We start from the raw sequence: 17,956 nt of genomic DNA, 5'->3' as shown, positions 1-17,956 counted from the left end.
AAGCGGTCCGGACCGGTCGTCCGAATGTCCGGACATATCGTTGACACGCCTCCCGGCGGACGGTTAGACCTGGATGCGGAGCCGACGGCGGCCCGACCGAGAGGTGGCGCGTGGAGACGGAGCCGTACGACCTGATCACCATGGGGCGCCTCGGCGTGGACCTCTACCCGCTCCAGACCGGCGTCGGGCTCGACCGGGTCGAGACCTTCCGCAAGTTCCTCGGCGGCTCCGCGGCCAACGTCGCCGTCGCCGCCGCCCGCCTCGGCCGCCGCACCGCGCTCGTCTCCCGCACCGGCGCCGACCCCTTCGGCACCTACCTGCGCCGCGAGCTCAAGGGCTTCGACGTGGACGACCGCTGGGTGACCGAGGTCCCCGAGCACCCCACCCCCGTCACCTTCTGCGCGCTCTTCCCGCCCGACGACTTCCCGCTGTACTTCTACCGCCGCCCCCGCGCCCCCGACCTGGAGATCCGGCCGCACGAGCTGGACCTCGACGCGATCCGGGCCGCCCGCGTCTTCTGGGCGACCGGCACCGGCCTGTGCGCCGAACCCAGCCGCACCGCGACCCTGGAGGCGCTGCGGGCCAGGTCCGGCCGGGCGACGACGGTCCTCGACCTGGACTGGCGGCCCGTGTTCTGGACGGACCCGGCGGCGGCCCGCCCGTACTACACCGAGGCGCTGCGGCACGCGACCGTCGCCGTCGGCAACCTCGACGAGTGCGAGGTCGCCACCGGGGAACGGGAGCCGGAGGCCGCCGCCCGCGCCCTCCTCGCGACCGGCGCGGTCCGGCTCGCCGTCGTCAAACAGGGCCCCGCGGGCGTTCTTGCGCTCGCCGCCGACGGGACCCGCGCCGAGGTGCCGCCGCTGCCGGTCGAGGTCGTCAACGGGCTCGGCGCGGGCGACGCCTTCGGCGGGGCGCTCGTCCACGGACTGCTCGCCGGCCGGGACCTCGGCACGGTCCTGCGCCACGCGAACGCCGCGGGCGCGATCGTCGCGGGCCGACTCGCCTGCTCCTCCGCCATGCCGACCGGGGACGAGATCGCCGAAGCCCTCGCGGCGGGCACGGGAACGCTCCCGCGAAAGGGGTAGGAAAGCGGTCATGGAAACGCGTCTCCACCTCCCCGCCGGGACCGCCGCCCGGGGGCCGTACGACGTCGACATCGGCCCCGAGCAGGCCGGATGGACGTACTCCGCCCTCCGCGTCCTCGTCCTCGGACCGGGGGAGAACCACTCCTTCGAGAGCGGGGATTCCGAATGGGTCGTGCTTCCCCTCTCCGGTGCCTGTAGCGTGCGCGTCGACGGCGAGACCATCGAACTCCTGGGCCGCGCGAGCGTGTTCGGCGGGGTGAGCGACTTCGCCTACGTGCCCCGCGACGCCCACGCCCAGATCGCCTCCGGCGCGGGAGGCCGCTTCGCTTTGGCAGGAGCGAAGTGCGAGCGACGACTCCCCGCCCGCTACGGCCCCGCGCCGGAGGTTCCCGTCGAGACCCGGGGCAGCGGGAACCGTGCCCGCCGGGTGCGGAACTTCGCCTCGGCCGACGCCTTCGCCTGCGACCGGCTCATCGCCGTCGAGGTCGTCACGCCCGGCGGGAACTGGTCCTCCTACCCGCCACACAAGCACGACGAGCACCGCCCGGGCGCCGAGTCCGTCCTGGAGGAGATCTACTACTACGAGATCGCCGGCCCGGGCGGCCTCGCCTACCAGCGGATCTCGCCCTCCCGGCCCGGCGGCGCCGAGCTCCTCGCCGAGGTCCGGGGCGGCGACGCGGTCCTCGTCCCCGACGGCTGGCACGGGCCCTCCATCGCCCAGCCGGGGCACGACCTCTACTACCTCAACGTCATGGCCGGCCCCGGCCCCGAACGGGAGTGGAAGATCTGCTTCCACCCCGACCACACGGAGGGATACGCATGAGGCTCACCGTCGCGCAGGCCCTCGTCCGCTTCCTCGCCGCCCAGTACACCGAACGCGACGGCGCCCGGCACCGGCTGATCGCCGCCACCTGGGGCATCTTCGGCCACGGGAACGTCGCCGGGATCGGCCAGGCGCTGGTCGAAGAGGAACACATGCCCTTCCACCAGGGCCGCAACGAGCAGGCCATGGTGCACGCCGCCGTCGGCCACGCCCGCCGGACGAACCGGCTCTCCGCGCACGCCGTCACCACCTCCATCGGCCCCGGCGCCACCAACCTCGTCACCGGCGCCGCCCTCGCCACGATCAACCACCTCCCCGTCCTGCTGCTGCCCGGCGACACCTTCGCCGGCCGCCCCGCCGACCCCGTCCTCCAGCAGCTCCAACTCCCCCACGCGGGCGACGTCTCCGTCAACGACTGCCTCCGCCCCGTCTCCCGGTACTTCGACCGGGTCACCCGCCCCGAGGCCCTGATCCCGGCCGCCCTCGCCGCCGTCCGGGTCCTCGCCGACCCCGCCGAGACCGGCGCCGTGACCCTCGCCCTGCCCCAGGACGTCCAGGCGGAGGCGTACGACTGGCCGGAGAAGTTCTTCGCCGAGCGGGTCTGGCGGGTCCGCCGCCCCTCCCCGGACGAGGACGAGCTGGACGCGGCGGCCGCGGCGATCGCCCGGGCCACCCGTCCGCTGATCGTCGCCGGCGGCGGCGTCCGCCACAGCGCGGCCGAGGAGGCGCTCTCCGACCTCGCCGCGCGGACCGGCATCCCGGTCGCCTCCACCCAGGCCGGCAAGGGATCGCTGCCGCACGACCACCCCCAGGACGTCGGCGGCATCGGCCACACCGGCACCGCCGCCGCCGACCACCTGGCCCGCACCGCCGACCTGGTCGTCGGCGTCGGCACCCGCTGGACCGACTTCACCACCGCCTCCGGCACCCTCTTCGGCCACCCCGACGTACGGTTCGTCAACCTCAACATCGCCGCCTTCGACTCCCACAAGATGGCGGCGCTCCCACTCGTCGCCGACGCACGCGAAGGCCTGGAGCAGCTCCACGCGCTCCTGGAGCAGCACCACGTCACCGCGCACTACGTCCACGAGTACGCCGAGGAGAAACTCCGCTGGGAGGCCCGCGTCGACGCCGCGTACGCCGTCCCCGACGAGGACGCCCGCCCCACCCAGACCCAGGTCCTCGGCGTACTCGACACTCTGGTCGACGCGAGCGACATCCTGATCAACGCCGCCGGCTCGCTCCCCGGCGACCTCCACAAGCTGTGGCGGACCCGCTCCCCGGAGCAGTACCACGTCGAGTACGGCTACTCCTGCATGGGCTACGAGATCCCCGCCGCCGTCGGCACGCTCCTCGCCGCGCCCGGCCGGCCCGTCTGGGCGCTCGTCGGAGACGGGACGTACCTGATGAATCCCACCGAGATCGTCACCGCCGTGCAGGAACGGCTCCCGCTGAAACTGGTGATCCTCCAGAACCACGGGTACGCCTCCATCGGCGGCCTCTCCGAGGCCGTGGGCGCCGAGCGGTACGGCACCGACTACCGCCTGCGGGCCGACGACGGCGGTTTCACCGGCCCCCCGCTCCCCATCGACCTCGGTGCCAACGCGGCGTCCCTCGGGATGCGCGTACTGCGCCCCCGCACCGTCCGTGACCTGCGGGAAGCCCTCGCGGACGCCCGGGCGGCCACGGATCCCACATGTGTCTACGTCGAGACCGAAACGGCAGACAGTGTGTCGGGCCCGCCCCCGGCCCAGGCGTGGTGGGATGTGCCCGTGGCCGAGATCTCGACCCGCCCGTCGGCGGTCAAGGCCCGCGAGGAGTACGACCGGCACGTCACCGCCCGACGCCGCCATCTCTGAAGGCTCTGAAGGAGTAACTCGTCATGACGAAGAGCGTCCACCACTGGATCGGTGGCAAGACCGTCGAGGGCACGTCGGGCAACTGGGGCCCGGTCACCGACCCGGCCACCGGTGCCGTCACCACCCAGGTCGCCCTCGCCTCGGTGGAGGAGGTCGACGCGGCCGTCGCCGCCGCGAAGGACGCCTTCGCCACCTGGGGCACCTCCTCGCTCGCCCAGCGCACCACGATCCTCTTCAAGTTCCGCGCGCTGCTCGACGCCAACCGCGACGCGATCGCCGAGCTGATCGTCGCCGAGCACGGCAAGGTCCACTCGGACGCGCTCGGCGAGGTCGCCCGCGGCCTGGAGATCGTCGACCTGGCCTGCGGCATCACCACCCAGCTCAAGGGCGAGCTCTCCACCCAGGTGTCGAACCGCGTGGACGTGGCGTCCATCCGCCAGCCCGTCGGCGTCGTCGCTGGCATCACGCCCTTCAACTTCCCGGCCATGGTGCCGATGTGGATGTTCCCGATCGCCATCGCGACCGGCAACACCTTCATCCTCAAGCCCAGCGAGAAGGACCCGTCGCCGTCCCTGAAGATCGCCGAGCTGCTCGCCGAGGCGGGCCTCCCCGACGGCGTCTTCAACGTCGTCCACGGCGACAAGGTGGCCGTCGACCGCCTCCTGGAGCACCCGGACGTCTCCGCGATCTCCTTCGTCGGCTCCACCCCGATCGCCAAGTACATCCACACCACCGCCTCCGCCAACGGCAAGCGCGTCCAGGCGCTCGGCGGCGCCAAGAACCACATGCTGGTCCTCCCCGACGCCGACCTCGACGCCGCCGCCGACGCGGCCGTCTCCGCCGCGTACGGCTCCGCCGGCGAGCGCTGCATGGCGATCTCCGCGGTCGTCGCCGTCGGCTCCATCGGCGACGAACTCGTCCAGAAGATCCGCGAGCGCGCCGAGAAGATCAAGATCGGCCCCGGCACCGACCCCACCTCCGAGATGGGCCCGCTCATCACGGCCGTCCACCGCGACAAGGTCGCCTCCTATGTCCACGGCGCGGCGGACGAGGGCTGCGAGGTCGTCCTCGACGGCACCGGTTACACCGTCGACGGCCACGAGAACGGCCACTGGATCGGCCTCTCCCTCCTGGACCACGTGCCGACCACGGCCAAGGCCTACCAGGACGAGATCTTCGGCCCGGTCCTGTGCGTGCTGCGCGCCGAGACGTACGAGGAGGGCCTCGCCCTCATCAACGCCTCGCCGTTCGGCAACGGCACCGCGATCTTCACCCGCGACGGCGGCGCCGCCCGCCGCTTCCAGCTGGAGGTCGAGGCCGGCATGGTCGGCGTGAACGTGCCGATCCCGGTGCCGGTGGGCTACCACTCCTTCGGCGGCTGGAAGGACTCGCTCTTCGGCGACCACCACATCTACGGCAACGACGGCGTGCACTTCTACACCCGCGGCAAGGTCGTCACCACCCGCTGGCCGGACCCGTCCGAGGCCCCCGCGGGCGTCGACCTGGGCTTCCCGCGCAACCACTGATCCACGGAGGACCGACGGCCCCCGGGGTGCCGGACAGCACACCCCGGGGGCCGTCCCCGTGTCCGCGTACAGCGGGTGCGGTACGCGGACCGCGCCGCGTACGACCTGAGAAGGCCGCCGATCTCCCTCCGTGGACAGCCGCCTTCCGCGCCCGTGCCCCCTAGGCTCGACGCCATGCGACTCCGACTTCCCCGGTGGGCCGCGGTCACCGCCGTCCTCGCCGTCCTCGCGGGCGCCGGTACCTGGACCGCCGTCGCCACGGACGAGGCGCCGCCCGTGCGGCGCGCGGACCGGGCCCTCGACATCGACGGGGTGCGCATCGACACCTCGTACTTCACCGACGGCTCCGGCGGCCGGCGCCCCGCCGTCCTCCTCGGCCACGGCTTCGGCGGCTCCAAGGACGACGTCCGCGCCCAGGCCGAGGGCCTCGCCCGCGACGGATACGCCGTACTCACCTGGTCCGCCCGCGGCTTCGGCGCCTCCACCGGCGAGATCGGCCTCAACGATCCCGGCCACGAGGTCGCGGACGTCCGGAAGCTGATCGACTGGCTCGCGGCCCGCCCCGAGGTCCTCCTCGACAAGCCCGGCGACCCGCGCGTCGGCGTCACCGGCGCCTCCTACGGCGGCGCGATCTCCCTGCTCGCCGCCGGCCACGACCCACGCGTCGACGCGATCGCCCCCCAGATCACCTACTGGAACCTCGCCGACGCCCTCTTCCCGAACGGCGTCTTCAAGAAGCTGTGGGCCGGGATCTTCTTCTCCACGGGCGAGTCGCCCGCGGCCGGCCAGGCCGCCGGAGGCCGCCCCGCGGGGCGGCCCGGGGCCGCGAAGACCGGTACCTGCGGCCGGTTCACTGCCGAACTCTGCTCCCTCTACCAGCGCGTCGCCGTCTCCGGGAAGCCCGACCCCGCGGCCCGCGCCCTCCTCGAAGCCCGCAGCCCCTCGGCCGTCGGCTCCCGGATCAAGGCGCCCGCGCTCCTCGTCCAGGGCCGGTCCGACTCGCTCTTCACCCTCGCCCAGTCCGACGCCATGGCCCGCACCCTCACGGCCAACGGCGCCCCCGTCGCCGTCGACTGGATCGCCGGCGGCCACGACGGCGGCGACCGCGAGACCGAGCGCGTCGAGCGCCGGATCACCACCTGGTTCGACCGCTGGCTGAAGCGCGACGCCTCCGTCGACACCGGCCCCGCCTTCCGCGTCAGCCGCACCGGCGGCGTCGACTCCACCGACGGGCAGGCCACCCTCCGCGCCGCGACCGCCGACCGCTACCCGGGCCTCACCTCCGGCACCGCGCGCATCGCCCTCGGCGGCCCGCCGCAGACCTTCACCAACCCGCCGGGCGCCGCACCGCCCGCCGTGTCGGCCGTCCCCGGCCTCGGCGGCGGACTCTCCGGCCTCTCCTCCCTCGGCGTCGGCCTCTCCCTCGACTTCCCCGGCCAGCACGCCCGCTTCGACGCGAAGCCACAGGCCGAGCCCCTGCGGATCACCGGCACGCCCACCGTCCGCGTCAAGGTCACCTCCACCGCCGCCGACGGCTCCGCCGTCCTCTTCGCCAAGGCGTACGACGTGGGGCCCGACGGACGGCAGCAGGTGCTGCCCGCCCAGCTCGTCACCCCCGTCCGCGTCGACGGTGCCAAGGCGGGGAAGAGCCTCACGCTGACCCTGCCCGCGATCGACCACGAGGTGGAGGCCGGACACCGGCTGCGGCTCGTCGTCGCGGCCACCGACCTCGGCTACGCCTCCCCGGCCGTCCCCGCCGGCTACACCGTCGCCGTCGAGGGCCCGCTCACCGTCCCCACCGCGTCCGGCCTCTCCACCCAGGCCGCCGCCCTGCCCCGGTGGGTGTGGGGCCTGCCGCTCCTCGGCCTCGCCGGCGCCGCCGCCCTGCTGCTCACCGCCCGCCGCAAGACGGCCGCCCCCGCACCCGACCCCGAACTCGCCGCCGTACCCCTCCAGATCACCGGCCTGTCGAAGAAGTACAAGGGCGGCGACAGGTACTCCGTCCGCGACCTCTCCTTCCGCGTCGAACAGGGCCAGGTCCTCGGCCTCCTCGGGCCGAACGGGGCCGGAAAGACGACCACCCTGCGCATGCTGATGGGCCTCATCACCCCCGACGCGGGCGAGATCCGGGTCTTCGGCCAGGCCATCAGGCCGGGCGCCCCGGTGCTCTCCCGCGTCGGCGCCTTCGTCGAGGGCGCCGGCTTCCTGCCGCACCTGTCGGGCCGGGAGAACCTGGACCTGTACTGGAAGGCCACCGGCCGTCCCGCCGAGGACGCCCACGTCGACGAGGCCCTGCGGATCGCGAACCTGGGCGGCGCCCTCGAACGCGCCGTCCGCACCTACTCGCAGGGCATGCGGCAGCGTCTCGCCCTCGCCCAGGCCATGCTCGGCCTGCCCGACCTGCTCATCCTCGACGAGCCGACCAACGGGCTCGACCCGCCGCAGATCCGCGAGATGCGCGAGGTGATGATCCGGTACGCGGCCGGGGGCCGGACCGTCATCGTCTCCAGCCACCTCCTCGCCGAGGTCGAACAGTCCTGCACCCATCTGGTCGTCATGGACCGGGGGCAGCTGGTGCAGGCCGGACCGGTCGCCGAGATCACCGGCTCCGGCGACACCCTCCTCGTGAGCCTGGCCGAGGAGATCGACGACGCCCTCGTCGCGAAGATCGACGCCCTGACCGGCATCGGCGCGGCGACCCGCACCGACGGAGGGCTCCTGGTCCGCCTCGACGGCACCGACCCGACCGCCCTCATCGGCGAACTCGTCCGCCTGGACGTGCCGCTGACCGGCGTCGGCCCCCACCGGCGTCTGGAAGACGCGTTCCTGACCCTGATCGGAGGAGCCGCGTGACCGCCACGGCCACCACGTCCCCCACGTCGACGAACGCCCCCGGCTACCGGCCCGGGCGCACCCTGCCCCTGCGCGTCGAGGCCCTCCGCCAGTGGAAGCGCCGCCGCACCCTCGTCATGGGCGGCATCCTCGTCGCCCTGCCGTTCGTGCTGATCGCGGCCTTCGCGATCGGCGGCTCCGGGGGCGACGGCCGCGACGGCCGCATCACCCTGATGGACACGGCGACGGCCTCCGGCGCCAACTTCGCCGCGACCTGCCTCTTCGTCTCGGCCGGTTTCCTCCTCGTCATCCCGGTGGCGCTGTTCTGCGGGGACGCGGTCGCCTCCGAGGCGAGCTGGTCCTCCCTGCGGTACCTGCTCGCCGCGCCCGTCCCGCGCTCCCGGCTCCTCGCCTCCAAGCTGGCGGTCGCCCTCGGCTACAGCGCGGCCGCGATGGTCCTCCTTCCGCTCGTGGCCCTGGCCGCGGGCACGGTCGCCTACGGCTGGGGGCCGCTCCGGCTGCCCACCGGCGGCGCGGTCCCCGCCGGGGACGCCCTGCTGCGGATCGGGATCGCCGTCGTCTTCGTCTTCGCCTCCCAACTGGTCACCGCAGGCCTCGCCTTCTGGCTGTCCACCCGCACCGACGCCCCGCTCGGCGCGGTGGGCGGCGCCGTCGGCCTGACCATCGTCGGCAACGTCCTGGACGCCGTCACGGCGCTCGGCGACTGGCGCGACTTCCTGCCCGCGCACTGGCAGTTCGCCTGGATCGACGCGCTCCAGCCCCAGCTGGAGTGGGGCGGCATGGTGAAGGGCACGGCGATCTCCGTGACGTACGCCCTGGTCCTCTTCGCGCTCGCCTTCCGGGGCTTCGCCCGCAAGGACATCGTCTCGTAACCGGTCCTACAGCCACCCCCTTCGAGCCGCTTCCGCACCCGCGCGGAAGCGGCTCGTCGTGCCGAGGGCGGCCATCAGCTCGCCCACCCTGCGGCTGTACGTCCGCGCGGACATGCCGAGCCGGGCGGCCGCCGTCTCGTCCGTGACCCCCGACAGGAGGGCGTCGAGCACCGGACGCAGCTGAGGGGGCAGTTCGCACGGCGGCGGTGGGGGCGCCGCCGCGCGGGTCGGCTCCTCGGCCGCAGCCCAGGAGGCGTGATGCGCCCGGACGAGGGCCTGCACCACGACTGGGTCCCGGATCAGCAGCAGCCCGTTGTACAGCAGCTCCAGATCGAGCGGGATCGCGGCCACCGTCCGGTCGACGACGATCATCTTGAACGGGATGGTCTCCGCGAGGCGGGCCCGGCCGGGGAACCGGAGCCCTCCTTCGAGCCGGTGCAGGGCATGCCTCGGGACGATCCGTCTGACCTCCTCGGCCCGCTCCACCGCGGCTCGCATGCACGCTCCCGCCAGCTCCAGGAACGGCTCGGGGATCGCGAAGCCCACGGACGCGACCGGGTCGTCGAAGGTCAGCAGCTCGTGCCGGGTGGAGGCGGCCAGCCCGGCGAGTGCGGCACTGATCCGCCGCGCGCCCCGGACCGGCCGCCCGGCGGGCCGCTGTCCCTCGGTCGCGGCCCGGTTCATCGCCGAACGGGCGAGCATCACGGAGCCCGCGCTCTCTGCCACCGCTGACCACCCCCGCCCGATCGATGTCCACTCCATGTACGCATGTGACTGCACACGGTGACAACCCCTGTTGAAAAGGATGGCGAATCCATGCCACGCCGCTTCACCCGTGTCGCCGTTGCCGCATCGAGATCCATCCGCAACTCCTCCGACGGCTCCGCCCGGGCCTCCCGTTCGTCACATTCACAAGTGCCCGAAGACAAGGGGGAGATGAGATGGAACGACAGAACGAGGGGCGGGCCCGGCGGCGCGGGACGCGGTTCCCGGCCGTCGTCGCGGCCCTGCTCGCGGCCGGACTCGCCGTCGGCGGATGCAGCGCGGGCTCCGAACACACGAGCGCCCGGGACTCCAAGGAGCGCGGCGCGGTCCCCGGCGGCGCGCGCACCGGGACGGCCGCGCCCCAGGAGGGCGAGCAGCGTTCCCCGACGCCCGCCCCCGACTACCTGTCCACCTTCGCCCTGGACGTGGACACCGCCTCGTACGGCTACGCCCGCCGCACCCTCGCCGAGGGGCGGCTGCCCGACCCCGCGACCGTGCGTCCCGAGGAGTTCGTCAACAGCTTCGGCCCGACTACCCGCGCCCGAAGGACAACGGCTTCAGCGTGACCCTCGACGGCGCCCGCACCGGCGCCGACGGCTGGTCCCTGCTCCGGGTCGGGCTCGCCACCCGGGGCGCGGACCGGAACGCCGAACGCCCGCCCGCCGCCCTCACCTTCGTCGTCGACGTCTCCGGCTCGATGGACGAGCCGGGCCGGCTCGACCTGGTCAGGGAGTCCCTCGGGCTGCTCGCCGACCAGTTGCGCGACGACGACTCGATCGCGCTGGTCACCTTCAGCGACGAGGCCGAGACCCGGCTGCCCATGACCCGCGTCGGAGGTGCCCGCGACCGGATCCACGAGGTCGTCGACTCGCTCGCGACGAGCTCCTCCACCAACGTGGGGGCGGGCGTCCGCACCGGCTACGACGTCGCCGTCGAGGGCCACCGCAAGGGCGCCACCAACCGGGTGGTGCTGCTCTCCGACGCGCTCGCCAACACCGGTGACACCGAGGCCGATCCGATCCTCGCCCGCATCGCCGAGGAGCGCAGGGAGTACGGCATCACGCTCTTCGGCGTGGGCGTCGGCAGCGAGTACGGCGACGCGTTCATGGAGCGGCTCGCCGACAAGGGCGACGGGCAGACCACGTACGTCTCCACCCCGGCGCAGGCCCGGAAGGTCTTCGTCGACCAGCTGCCCTCCCACGTCGAGCTGCGCGCCCGGGACGCCAAGGCGCAGGTCGCCTTCGACCGGCGGACCGTCGAGAGGTTCCGGCTCATCGGGTACGAGAACAGGGCGGTCGCCGACGACGACTTCCGGAACGACCGGGTGGACGGCGGCGAGATCGGCGCCGGCCACACGGTCACCGCGCTCTACGCGGTCAAGACCCGCTCGGGGGCCGCGGGTCCGCTCGCCACCGCGACGGTCCGCTGGCTCGACCCGGTCACCCGGGCCCCGCACGAGCGCTCCGGCACCCTCGGGACGGCCGCGCTGACCGGGGACATCTGGGGCGAAGGCCACGACAGCCTGCAGCTGACCGCGATCGCCGCCTACTTCGCGGACGCCCTGCGCCGCGGTGACCTGCCGGGTGCTCCCGGTCTTCCGGCGCTCGCGGACCGCGCCGGGGCGATCGCCGACCGGTCGGGTTCGGCGGTGGTCACCGAGCTGGCCGACGCCATCCGGCAGGCCTCCGGACTGCTCGGCCCCGGGCAGGGTGAAGTTCCGTACGGGGAAGGCGAGTCGAAGTCCGGAGATCCCTACAGCTGACGCGCGGGGCGGGCAGCGGGACAGAATGGCAGCATGGCCACTCTGCTGCTCGCCCTCGCCGTCGGAACCACCGGGCTCTACGCCGGTTTCATGCTGATCTTCCAGACCGGCATCATGCCCGCCCTCGGCCGTCTGACGGACCCGGAGTTCGTCACGGCGATGCGCCGGATCAACGAGTGCGTGCCGAGGGCCGTGTTCCTCGCGGTCTTCCTCGGGGTGGTCGCCTTCCCCGCCGCCGCGTTCCTCGTCCCCGTCGACGGACGGACGGACGCGCAGAGGTGGTTGATCCTCGCGGGGCTCGTGGCCGCGGTCCTCAACCACGCGGTGACCGTCGGCGGGAACGTCCCGCTCAACACGGCCCTCGCGGCGTCGGAGAAGGCCCCGGCGGGCGACCCGGCGGGCGATCCGTCCGCGGTCCGGGCCGCCTTCGAGAAGCGCTGGAACGGTTTCCACCGCGTCCGTACGGCTCTGATCACCCTCGCGTTCGGGCTGCTCACCGCCGCCGCGGTGCTCTAGGGAAACCGTACCCCCGTGCCGGTTTCTGGCGTGAACTCGTGGGTGACGGCCCCCTCCGCATCCGCAAGAGTCCTTCAAAAGCGTACCTTCGAGTCCGGAAACAGTCTCTCGGCATACACAAGATCTGCGCCAGTGACGGAAACCCCACTCCTAGATAACCGGACAAAGAGGGTGAATCACCCCGATATCTCAAGGTGTCATTCCGTACCCTCCGGTTTCTTATTGACATGACTACGGGGGTCTTTTCTAATCATCGGGAGTCATCCGCGCGCAGACACCGCACAGGCACTGAGGGGGCAAGGTGGACGTCCGGATCCTGGGGGGATTGTCGGTACGTGAGAACGGGGTGTCGATCACCCCGACGGCGGCCGCGCCCCGGCAGCTGCTCGCCCTGCTCACGGCCAGCGCCGACCAGGTCGTCCCCGTGACGGTCCTGACCGAGGAGCTCTGGCCGTCCGGCGCCCCCCGCGGCGCCCGCGCCGAACTGCAGGCGCACATAGCCGAGCTGCGGACCCTCATCGCGGGCGCCCTGCGCGACGCCGCCCCGGCGGAGCCGCGCCCCGGCTGGTCGGACCGGCGCAGCGCCGACGCGATCCTCGTCTCCCAGCCCGGCGGCTACCGCCTCGACACCGGCGGCGGCCCCAACGACGTCTGGCAGTTCGAGCGCGCGGCCGGCGCCGGCTACCGGGCCATGGAAGCCGGCGACCTGTCCCGGGCCGCCCTCCGCCTCGGCGAGGCGCTCGCCCTGTGGCGCGGCGAGCCCTACGCGGGCGTGGCCGCCGGCCCCCGGCTCCGCCGGGAGATCGAGCGCCTGGAGGCATCCCGGCTCAGCGTCCTCGACCAGTGGCTGGAAGCACAGCTGGGCCTCGGCCGGCACGCCGAACTCGTCTCCGAACTCACCGGACTCGTCGCCCGCTACCGCACCAACGAGCCCCTCCACGCCCACCTCATGGTCGCCCTGTTGCGCTGCGGCCGGCACGACGAGGCCCTCCTCGTCTACGAGCGGCTGCGCGCGGCCCTCAAGAGCGAGAGCGGCATGGAACCCTCGGCGCGGCTCCGCCGGCTCCAGCGCTCGGTCCTGGCCGTGCGGGACACGACCGGCCGCCCCGCGTACGGCCCCCGGATCCCCGCCCAGTACATCCCCAGCCGGCACGTCCCGGCCCCGTACGTCCCCGCCCAGTACGGCACGGCGCAGTACGGCCCCGCGCGCCCCCGGCTCGTCCCGGCGGGCTCCGTCGGCTGAGCGGCGGTGGCGTGACCACCCGTCAGCGGGAATGAAGTGCGGCAACTCACCGTTGACCGGCTCCCGAAGCCGAATTACTTTCGGCGAGCAGTACGGGTTTCCTCCCAGGTGCCCGATTTCGCTCGACCACGGGAGCAAGGGCCATGACAGTGCACGGCGCGGACGGAGCCGGTGGTGCCGACGCGCTGCTCACGGTCCTCGAACTGCTCGCCCGGCAGGCCCCGCCCGCCCACTTCGACACCCTCCTCGACGAGGCCCGGCGGACCGGACTGGCCGGCGAGGAACTCCACCGCCTGGAGCGGGCCGTGGACCTCGCCGGCGCGGTCCACGCCGGACGCGCGCGCGACGCCCGCCGCGAGGCCGGCCTCGCCGCCCTCACGGACACCGCCCGCGACCTCACCCTCTCCTACGACCTCGACAGCCTGCTGCGCGTCGTCATCCGCCGCGCCCGGCGGCTCCTCGACCTCGACCTCGCCTACGTGACCCTGCGCGGCCCGCACGGCGCCAGCTACGTCCACACCTCCGAAGGCTCCCGCCCCGCGGCCGGCCCCGGCGCGCGCCTCACCCCCGGCCTCCGGATCGCCGAGGGATACGGACTCGGCGGCGCCGTCCAGCTCCACGGCGGCCCCGTCTGGACCGCCGACTACCTCGCCGACGAGCGCTTCGCCCCCTCCGGCTCCCTCGACGCCGGCGTCCACGCACCCGCCTTCGACGAGGCCGCCGAATCCGCCCTGCGCGCCGAGGGCGTCCACGCCATCGTGGCCGCCCCGCTGCGCAGCGGGGACACCGTCGTCGGCGCCCTCTACGGGGCGGACCGGCGCGTCCGCCACCACACCCCGGAGGAGATCGGACTCCTCACGGGCCTCGCCGACCTCGCCGCCCTCGCCGTCGAGAAGGCCGGCCTCCTCGACCGCACCCGCGCCGAGGTCTCCGAACTGGAGCGCGACAGCTCCCGGGTGCGCACCAGCCTCGCCCGGATGCGGCACGTCAGCGAGGCCCACGGCCGCATCATGAACCTCGTCCTCGCCGGCGGCGACCTGTGCAACGTGGCCAAGGCCGCCGCCGACGCCCTCGACGCCACCGTCCTGGTCCGCGACCCCGGCGGCCGGCCCCTCGCCTCCGCCGGAGACATCCCCTGCCTGGACGAGGAGGCCGTCGCCAAGGCCTCCCTCGACGCCCACGCCCGGCGCCGCCCGGTCCTCACCGACGACGACACCTGGGTCGCACCGGTCATCGCGGGCTCCGAGGACCTCGGCGGCCTCGTCATCCGCGCCGCCGGCGGACTCACCGGCGAGGACGAACGCCTCCTCGAACTGGCCGCCCAGTGCGTCGCCTTCCTCCTCCTGATGCGCCGCTCCACCGCCGTCGCCGAAGGACCCGTCCGCGACGAACTCCTCGACGACCTCATCGCCGACCCGCCGCACGCCCCCCAGCAGATAGCCCAGCGGGCCCGCCGCCTCGGCGTCGACCTGCGCCGGCCGCACGTCCTCGTGCTCGCCCGGCCCGAGGGCGGCGAGCAGGGCCGGGCGGTGGTCTGGGCGTCCTCGTACGCGTACCGCCTCTCCGGCCTCAAGACCGTGCAGGGCGGCTGCATCGTGCTGCTGCTCCCCGGCATCGACGCCTCGGCCGCCGCCAAGGCCGTCGCCGCCGAACTGTCCCCGCTGCTCGGGCACCCCGTCTCCGTCGCCGCCGCCGGCCCCGCCCAGAGCCCGGACGGCGTCGGACGAATACACCAGGAGGCCCACCGCTGCCTGGACGCGATGAGCGCGCTCGGCGGCACCGGCTCGGCCGCCTCCGTGCAGGACCTCGGCTTCCTGGGGCTGCTGCTCTCCGACGACAACGACGTCGACGGCTTCGTCGAGTCGGCGATCGGACCCGTGCTGGACTACGACGCCGAGCGGTTCACCGACCTCACCCACACCCTGGAGGCGTACTTCGCCTCCGGCGGCAGCCCCTCGATCGCGGCCGAGGCGCTCCACGTCCACCCCAACACGGTCTCCCGCCGCCTGGAACGGATCGGCGAACTCCTCGGCCCCGAGTGGCAGAAGCCCGGGCAGGTCCTGGAGGTCCAGCTGGCGCTGCGCCTCCAGCGCACCCGGGAGGTCCTGGCCCGCGGGCGCGTGACGGCGGACCCGGCCCGACAGCCGGGCCCGCCGGAGCGCGGTGCGTGACGCTCCGGGCGGCGTGCCCGCCGGAGCGCGGCGGAACGCGGCGCGGAAGAACCGGGCCCCTCAGCTCGCCGAGCGCCGCGAGCCGTAGCCCGTGTCGTACGCCGCGTCCCAGCCGCCGGCCATGACCGTCACCGCGTGGGCCGCCGACGCCAGCGTGATGTGACGGTGCCAGCCGCGGAACGAACGGCCCACGAAGTCCCGCAGGCCCGCCCCCTCGCCGACCTCCGCGAAGTCCCGCTCCACCCGGCGGCCGAGCTTCGTGATCCGCACCAGCGAACCGACCGGGGAGTTCGTCAGATCGCTGATCCACACCCGGGCCGGGGCCCGGCGCGGGTCGTCCCACTCGCCGAGCAGCACCAGCGGACGCATCCGCTCCCCGCCGGGCGCGGGCAGCGCGACCCGGACGGCCGTCGCGAGCGAGGTCCGCGAGGTCCGGGTGCCCGCCACCGTGTCCACCCAGCTCACCGGCCGGCGCAGCCCCTTGAGCGACTCCAGGATCTGGACGGCGGACAGCGGGCCCGCGCCGAAGCCCGGCAGCGAGCGGTCGGCGATCGCGAGCCGCGAGCCCGGGTTGATCCGGGCCACCACCGGCACGCCCGCCCCGGCGAGCCGCGTCAGGGCGGCCCGCCCCGCGCCGCCCCGGATGTCGAGCAGCACCGGCTTGCGGGTGACGTCGGACCAGCGGGCGGTGTCGAGCGCCGCGGCGACCGCGCACTCCTCCATGGTCTCCTCGCCGGCCTCCTGGGGGACCTCCGCGCGGTCACGCCGCGTGCGGTCGTTCACCCAGGGGTCCGGCAGGAAGAGCCGCCAGTTGACCGGCACGCTCAGCTCGTCGCTCGCGAACCACACACCGAACGCCTGCTGCCCGTGGAAGACCTGCCCGCGCTCCGGGTCGAAGCGCCGGTCCACCCCCACCGAGTGCTCCCCGGCCTTCGGGATCGGCATCGGCCGCACCACCCACGCCTGCGGGCAGCCGTGCCGCTCCAGGTACCGGGCGAGCGCGGCCCGCATGGGCTGCCAGTCCCAGGTGGAGCTGGAGACGAAGTGGTGCAGGCTCTGCTCGGCCGCCGGCCCGCCGATCTGGGCGGCGATGTTGCGGATCGACTTGCGGCCCTGCGCGGTGAGCAGGCCGTGCAGGTACTGCTCGGCCTTCAGGCGCTGGTCGCGGCGCGGGAAGCCGGAGAACAGCGCGGCACACAGCTCGGCGTAGACGTCCTCGCGCGAGTCGGCCGCGCCGCCGGAGGACCTGACGACGCCCAGGGGCACGGCCGGGGCGACGGCCCCGGTGACGGCCCTGCGCTTGGTTGCGACGGATGTACTCACGACACTCCTGCCCTCAGGTTGCGCAGCTCCCTCCCGCTGCTCCACCACCCTCGCCCGGACCCGCACGCGAGGACGAGGTGTACCCGGCACCCGAATCGGCCGCCGGATGGTGACCCGGCCACCTCTCGCCGTGTCCCCGCAGGTCAGAGGCGGCGCCACCACCCGCCGCGGACCCATGTCCCGGCCTTCCGGAATACCCCGCGGGGGATGTGACAGATTCGTCGGCCGGGCTTTGACCCGTCGCACGGCGTGGCCGGACCATCGCAGAGCGAGGCTGCACGGGCCGGATCCCGGTTAATGCCCCAGGCCGGGATCCGCGTCCGTGCGCCTCGCCTTCACCCGGCCCGGCGAAGCCGGTGCCCCCGCTCTCGTAACCTGGGGCGCATGGGGCTGCGCAAGGAACTGCCGGTCGTCGCGGTGGTCGCCGCCGGCGGCGCCCTCGGCGCGGCCGCGCGCTACGGCGCCACGCTCTCCCGGCCCACCCCCGCCGGCGCCTTCCCCTGGACGATCCTCACGGTCAACGCCACCGGCTGCCTGCTGCTCGGCGCCCTCATGGTCCTGCTCACCGAGGCCACGACCGCCCCCCACCCGCTGCTCCGGCCCTTCCTCGGCACGGGCTTCTGCGGGGGGTTCACCACCTTCTCGACGTACGGCCTCGACACCCAGCGCCTGTTGGGCGCGGGCGATCCGGCGCGCGGTCTGCTCTACCTGGGCGGGACCCTGCTCGCCGCCCTCGCCGCCGTGGGGGCGGGCGTCGCCCTCGCCCGGGCGGTCGTGCGGAGCCGGGGGAGGCGCGCGTGAACTGGCTGCTCGTCGTGGCGGGCGCCGCCGTCGGCGCGCCCCTGCGCTACCTCACCGACCGCGCGGTCCAGGCGCGCCACGACTCGGTCTTCCCGTGGGGCACCTTCACCGTCAACGTCGTGGGCTCGTTCGTCCTCGGACTCCTGACCGGCGTCGCCTCGGCGCAGGCGCAGCTGCTCCTCGGCACGGGCCTGTGCGGGGCGCTGACCACGTACTCCACCTTCTCGTACGAGACGTTCCGGCTGTACGAGAACGGGGCGAAGGGCTACGCGGCGCTGAACGTGACGGGGAGCCTGGCCGCCGGACTCGGAGCCGTGTGGCTGGGAGTGGAGACGGCGGCCGGGCTCCGCTGAG

The 17,956-nt window shown here is 74.1% G+C and carries 13 protein-coding genes and 1 pseudogene; 12 read left to right on the top strand and 2 right to left on the bottom strand.

Annotated elements, in window-relative coordinates; all coding sequences use genetic code 11:
* Nucleotides 1–140 precede the first annotated feature (140 nt).
* The 6 genes from iolC to ABZ318_RS04215 all read left to right on the top strand — a co-directional run bounded on the left by iolC (nucleotide 141) and on the right by ABZ318_RS04215 (nucleotide 9,021).
* Entirely contained in the window at nucleotides 141–1,088 is a 948-nt protein-coding gene (iolC, locus tag ABZ318_RS04240; protein WP_356900981.1) for a 5-dehydro-2-deoxygluconokinase, read from the top strand.
* Between the two features lie 10 nt (nucleotides 1,089–1,098).
* The gene (iolB, locus tag ABZ318_RS04235) at nucleotides 1,099–1,911 is read left to right on the top strand and encodes a 5-deoxy-glucuronate isomerase (protein ID WP_356900955.1); all 813 of its coding nucleotides are present in this window, start codon (nucleotides 1,099–1,101) and stop codon (nucleotides 1,909–1,911) included.
* On the top strand, nucleotides 1,908–3,770 hold the full coding sequence (iolD, locus tag ABZ318_RS04230; RefSeq protein WP_356900954.1) for a 3D-(3,5/4)-trihydroxycyclohexane-1,2-dione acylhydrolase (decyclizing): 1,863 nt from the start codon (nucleotides 1,908–1,910) through the stop codon (nucleotides 3,768–3,770). The genes iolB and iolD overlap by 4 nt, the downstream gene beginning before the upstream one ends.
* A 23-nt stretch (nucleotides 3,771–3,793) precedes the next feature.
* Nucleotides 3,794–5,296 (top strand): CoA-acylating methylmalonate-semialdehyde dehydrogenase, encoded by a 1,503-nt coding sequence (gene mmsA, locus ABZ318_RS04225; RefSeq protein WP_356900953.1) that lies wholly within the window; start codon nucleotides 3,794–3,796, stop codon nucleotides 5,294–5,296.
* Nucleotides 5,297–5,470: 174 nt separating this feature from the next.
* Nucleotides 5,471–8,149 (top strand): alpha/beta fold hydrolase, encoded by a 2,679-nt coding sequence (locus tag ABZ318_RS04220; protein ID WP_356900952.1) that lies wholly within the window; start codon nucleotides 5,471–5,473, stop codon nucleotides 8,147–8,149.
* Nucleotides 8,146–9,021, top strand: coding sequence for an ABC transporter permease (locus ABZ318_RS04215; RefSeq protein WP_356900951.1), 876 nt, complete (start codon nucleotides 8,146–8,148; stop codon nucleotides 9,019–9,021). Before ABZ318_RS04220 ends, ABZ318_RS04215 begins: the two co-directional genes overlap by 4 nt.
* Before the next feature lie 6 nt (nucleotides 9,022–9,027).
* On the opposite strand, the gene ABZ318_RS04210 is transcribed toward ABZ318_RS04215, so the two are convergent.
* The gene (locus ABZ318_RS04210; RefSeq protein ID WP_356900950.1) at nucleotides 9,028–9,747 is read right to left on the bottom strand and encodes a DNA-binding response regulator; all 720 of its coding nucleotides are present in this window, start codon (nucleotides 9,745–9,747) and stop codon (nucleotides 9,028–9,030) included.
* A 215-nt stretch (nucleotides 9,748–9,962) separates the two neighbouring features.
* Between ABZ318_RS04210 and ABZ318_RS04205 the strand changes: the two are divergent.
* The 4 genes and pseudogenes from ABZ318_RS04205 to ABZ318_RS04190 all read left to right on the top strand — a co-directional run bounded on the left by ABZ318_RS04205 (nucleotide 9,963) and on the right by ABZ318_RS04190 (nucleotide 15,478).
* Nucleotides 9,963–11,548 (top strand): annotated as a pseudogene (locus ABZ318_RS04205) (von Willebrand factor type A domain-containing protein).
* 33 nt (nucleotides 11,549–11,581) lie between these two features.
* Entirely contained in the window at nucleotides 11,582–12,064 is a 483-nt protein-coding gene (locus ABZ318_RS04200) for a DUF1772 domain-containing protein (RefSeq protein ID WP_356900949.1), read from the top strand.
* Between the two features lie 325 nt (nucleotides 12,065–12,389).
* On the top strand, nucleotides 12,390–13,307 hold the full coding sequence (locus ABZ318_RS04195) for an AfsR/SARP family transcriptional regulator (protein WP_356900948.1): 918 nt from the start codon (nucleotides 12,390–12,392) through the stop codon (nucleotides 13,305–13,307).
* A 143-nt stretch (nucleotides 13,308–13,450) separates the two neighbouring features.
* The gene (locus ABZ318_RS04190) at nucleotides 13,451–15,478 is read left to right on the top strand and encodes a helix-turn-helix domain-containing protein (RefSeq protein WP_356900947.1); all 2,028 of its coding nucleotides are present in this window, start codon (nucleotides 13,451–13,453) and stop codon (nucleotides 15,476–15,478) included.
* A gap of 60 nt (nucleotides 15,479–15,538) precedes the next feature.
* Here ABZ318_RS04190 and ABZ318_RS04185 read toward each other — a convergent pair whose 3' ends face one another.
* Entirely contained in the window at nucleotides 15,539–16,801 is a 1,263-nt protein-coding gene (locus ABZ318_RS04185; RefSeq protein ID WP_356900946.1) for a transposase, read from the bottom strand.
* Nucleotides 16,802–17,185: 384 nt separating this feature from the next.
* Between ABZ318_RS04185 and ABZ318_RS04180 the strand changes: the two genes are divergently transcribed.
* Nucleotides 17,186–17,602: a CrcB family protein gene (locus tag ABZ318_RS04180; RefSeq protein WP_356900945.1), complete on the top strand. Its 417-nt coding sequence runs from the start codon at nucleotides 17,186–17,188 to the stop codon at nucleotides 17,600–17,602.
* A complete protein-coding gene (crcB, locus tag ABZ318_RS04175; RefSeq protein ID WP_356900944.1) occupies nucleotides 17,599–17,955 on the top strand; it encodes a fluoride efflux transporter CrcB in 357 nt (118 codons plus the stop codon). The genes ABZ318_RS04180 and crcB overlap by 4 nt, the downstream gene beginning before the upstream one ends.
* Nucleotide 17,956: the final 1 nt, after the last annotated feature.

The sequence above is a fragment of the Streptomyces sp. NPDC006197 genome (assembly GCF_040613865.1).
Taxonomy (GTDB): Bacteria; Actinomycetota; Actinomycetes; order Streptomycetales; family Streptomycetaceae; genus Streptomyces.
The sequence above is the reverse complement of the archived record's forward strand: the minus strand, read 5'-3'. Positions and strand labels throughout refer to the sequence as shown.